We start from the raw sequence: 3875 nt of genomic DNA on the forward strand, positions 1-3875 counted from the left end.
CGACTCGGCGCCCGCGTCCGCGCCCCGCGTCGCGCCGTCGAGCGCCGCCGCGAGCAGCGGGGCGAGCGCGCGGCCCGGCTGGTCGACGCCCGCGGCCTCGAGCGCCTGCGCCGCCTGCGCGACGAGCACCACGAGGTGGTTCGCACCGTGCGCGAGGGCCGCGTGGTAGAGGCCGCGGGACTCCTCGGCCACGACGACCGGCTCACCACCGAGCTCGACGACGAGCGCCTGACCGATCGGGAGGACGGGCGCGGGAGCCGTGACGGCGAACGTCGTGCCCTCGAGCCGCGCGAGGTCGAGCGACGTGCCGGTGAAGGTCATCGCCGGGTGGAGCGCGATCGGGATCGCGCCCGCGCCGCGGGCCGGGTCGAGCACGCCCGCGCCGTGGCGGCCGGACGTGTGCACGACGATCTGCCCGGGCTGCCACGCCCCCACCTCGGCGAGACCGCGCACGAGGTCCGGCAGGGCGTCGTCGGGCACCGCGAGCAGCACGAGCTCGGCGCGCTCCACGACCTGCGGCACCTCGAGCACCGGCACGCCTGGCAGGAGCGTCGCGATGCGCTCGCGCGACGCGTCGGAGACGCCGCTCGCGCCCACGACCGCGTGCCCCGTGGCGCGCAGCGCGCTCCCGAGGACCGCGCCGACGCGCCCGGCGCCCACGACGCCGACCCCGAGCCGGCCCGGACGACGCCCGGCGGCCGGGGCGCTCACGCCCGCTCCCCGAGCGGCACGTCGTCGCGACGCATCCACAGCTCGGGGCCCGCGTGCGCGCGGGCCTCGCGGGCGCGCGCGGCCTGCGTGTCCAGGAGCCGGGCGGCGTCCGCGGAGTCGAGGTGCGCGGCCTTGGGAGCGATCGGGCCGGGCGTCGAGTGCACGGCGAACGTCGCGACGTCGAACCGGCGCTGCAGGGGCCCTTGCTCCAGGCCGAGCGACTGCGTCCGCTCGTGCGGCACGACGACGAGGCTGCGGAACACGCGCCCGCCGCGCAGCACGAGCGCGCGGTCGGTCACGGTGAAGCCGTTGCGCCGCCACGAGAGCGGGTCCAGGAGCCGGGCACGGCGCGGCGAGACCACGAAGTGCTCGCCCGCGTCGAGCCCCGACAGGCCCTCGTCGAGCAGCGCGCGCGGGTCGGGCGTGCCGAGGTCCGGCAGCACGAGCCACAGGGCCGCGAGCGCCTCGTCGCGCGTGCCGACGGGCAGCAGCACGCTCTTGGTGTCCGTGCCGCCGTCCGTGCTCAGGCCGTAGCCCGCGACGTTGACGTCGACGCGCCACCAGTCCGGCCCCCGCCAGAACGGTCCCTGCCGCAGGCGCACCGCCTGGACGCGACCGGGCGGGATCGTCTGGGAGCGGGTCTCGAGCAGCCCGTGGCGCAGGCGGATGCCGTCCGGCGAGATCGCGGAGCGGAAGCCGAACTCGCCCGTGAACCGCGAGAAGAGGTAGCCGCCGAAGCCCAGGACGGCGGGCAGCGCGCTGAACAGCACGCCGATCTCGCGCGTGCCGACGACGACGCCCGCGATCGCGAGGATGCCGAGCACGAGGCCGACGGTCGCGCCCGACCGCAGCAGCGACGCGACGAGCCGGCCCGGCCCGACGGCGGTGACCGGCTGCTCCGGTGCCTCGGGCGCGAGCGGCGCCGACGCGGACGACCCGGTGGGGACCGCGCCGTCGGGCTCGCCCACCGCCGCGTCCGCGACGCCCGCGGTGGCGGCCGGGGCTCCCGCGGGACGCTCGCGCCCGACCCGCAGGCCCGCGGCGCGCGCGAGGAGGTCGTTGCGCAGGCGGTTCGCCTCGGCCTCCTTGAGGAAGCCGAGCTTCACGCCGGAGTCCGCGCCCCCGGCCACCTCGAGCTTGAGCTCCGCGAGGCCGAAGAAGCGCGCGAGGAGCGGCTGCACGACGTCGACCGCCTGCAGCCGGTCGAGCCGGGCCCGGCGCTGCTGGCGGAACAGCACGCCGGTGCGCAGGTGGACGGACTCGTCGTCGACCGCGTAGCTCGTCATGCGCCACGCGAGCGCCGAGTAGCCGAGGCCGACGAGTCCCACGGCGAGGATGCCGAGCAGGATCATCCACCAGCGGTCCCCCTCGAGCAGGTTCTCCCCCTCGGGCAGCCCGTTGAGGGTCTGCTGGCCGACGACGACGAGCAGCACCGCGATGACTGTCCAGCCGCGCACGAGCGGCGTGACCGGGTGCACCCGGTGCCACACGAGGTCCTCGGTGGCCGGCGCGTCGTTCACAGGCCCGCCAGCCGGGCCTCGCCACGCGAGGCGAGGCGGTCGCGCAGGCGCTCCGCCTCGGCGGGCTCGAGGCCGTCGATCGTCGCGTCGGTCGAGGCCGACGCGGTGTGCAGCTGGACCGTCGCGATCCGCAGCCTGCGCGCGAGGGGCCCGGCCTGCACGTCGACGTACTGCATGCGCCCGTAGGGCACCACGACGAGCGTGCGGAACATGATCCCCTGGCGGATGAGCAGGTCGTCGTCGCGCTCCGCGTAGCCGATCGCACGGACCTGGCGCGGCACGAGGACGGCCGCCCACAGGCCCAGGAGCGCGAGCACCCCGAGCACCAGCCACTGCCACCAGTGCGGGAACAGCACGAGGAGCACGATCACGCCGACCGCGGGCACGGCGAGCGTGATGCCGGTCGACAGCAGCCGCGCCGTGACGAGCCGGGGCGAGACGTGCGTCCACTCGATGCCGGGCGGGTCGAAGGGGCCGGTCCCGCGCGGACCGGTCTCGGGTGCAGGGTCGGTCATGCGTCGATTCTCCCATCCCGTGCCGGTACGCCCCGGGTCGGCCCGGGCCCGGCCGCGGCCCGCGGGCCGTCAGGCCGGTGTGCTGGCTCCCGGCGTCTCCGGGTCCTCGCGGGTCGTCGTGCCCTCGCCCCCGTCGTGGTCCTCGGGCGGGAGCTGGCAGAACCGCTCCGCGACGAGGCCCACGACCGCGAGCACGACCGCGCACACGACCGCGACGCCGGCCGCCACCGCGCGGTCGCGGAACGCGTCGATCGAGAGGTCGGGCAGGGTCACGAGGACCTGCGCGCCGTACCAGCCCGCGAGCAGCGCGCCGGTGAGCGCTGCCGCCTTGGCGAGCACGAACGTCCGGGCCGCGCGGATCGCGTCGAGCGACGGTCGTTTGCCCTGCTGGTAGGCGCGCACCGTCCACCCGGCCCAGAACACGCCCGCGGCGAGCGCGACGACGGTCACGTCGACGACCCACGGCACCGCGGGCAGGAGCGTGCCCCGGCTCTGGAGCAGGCGCACGACGAACCAGCCCACGACCGCCGTCGCGACGGCCACGAGCACGAGGGTGCGGACCGAGGTGCGCCGCATCAGCGCTGCGCGTCGTGCCCGCTGCCCGAGACCGGGCCGAACGGCGGCCACGGGTCGGTCGCGGGGTGCAGGGCCTCGTCCGCGAGCGGGCCGGGCGCGGACGCCTGGGTCGGTGTGGACGTCGGCGCGTGGGCCGGCGCGGGCGGCGCGGTGACCGGCGCGAACGGCACCGACCGGATGATGCCGTCGTCCGCGGGCACCGGACCGGCGGGTCCCTGCTCGGGGGCGGCAGGCGGCGCCTCGACGGGGTGCACGGGCGCGAAGACCGGGAGCGCGGGCGCGCCCTGCTCCGGCGACGCGGCGGCGTCACGCGGTGCGGGTTCGGGCGCGGGGTGCTCCGACGGGCGCGCGGACGGCCCGGGGAACGGCGGGACGGCGTCGTCGGGATCGCCGGCCGGCGTCGCCGGAGGGGCCGGCTCCGCGGGCGGGGCCACACCCTCGGACACGGGCGCGAACACGGGACGCGTCGGCGGCGCGTCGGGTGCGGCCGCCGAGCGGCCCGGGCCCTGCTCGCGCGGCAGGTCCGCCTGCGGCGGGGCGACCGGGAGCGCCG

Annotated in this window: 4 protein-coding genes and 1 pseudogene; all 5 read right to left on the bottom strand. The window is 77.8% G+C overall.

The window, feature by feature from the left end:
- On the bottom strand, window positions 1–711 hold a 711-nt coding region (locus GJV82_RS18980; protein WP_318657845.1), incomplete at its 3' end, for a Rossmann-like and DUF2520 domain-containing protein.
- On the bottom strand, window positions 708–2231 hold the full coding sequence (locus GJV82_RS18985) for a PH domain-containing protein (protein WP_318657846.1): 1524 nt from the start codon (window positions 2229–2231) through the stop codon (window positions 708–710). The genes GJV82_RS18985 and GJV82_RS18980, both read right to left, overlap by 4 nt.
- Window positions 2228–2746, bottom strand: a complete 519-nt coding sequence (locus GJV82_RS18990) for a PH domain-containing protein (RefSeq protein WP_155100297.1) — start codon at window positions 2744–2746, stop codon at window positions 2228–2230. The genes GJV82_RS18985 and GJV82_RS18990 overlap by 4 nt, the downstream gene beginning before the upstream one ends.
- A gap of 69 nt (window positions 2747–2815) precedes the next feature.
- Entirely contained in the window at window positions 2816–3322 is a 507-nt protein-coding gene (locus GJV82_RS18995; protein ID WP_155100298.1) for a DUF3180 domain-containing protein, read from the bottom strand.
- Window positions 3322–3875: pseudogene (locus tag GJV82_RS19640) on the bottom strand (hypothetical protein); the annotation flags it as partial. The pseudogene GJV82_RS19640 and the gene GJV82_RS18995, both read right to left, overlap by 1 nt.

The organism is Cellulosimicrobium composti, assembly GCF_009711085.1.
Taxonomy (GTDB): Bacteria; Actinomycetota; Actinomycetes; order Actinomycetales; family Cellulomonadaceae; genus Cellulosimicrobium; species Cellulosimicrobium composti.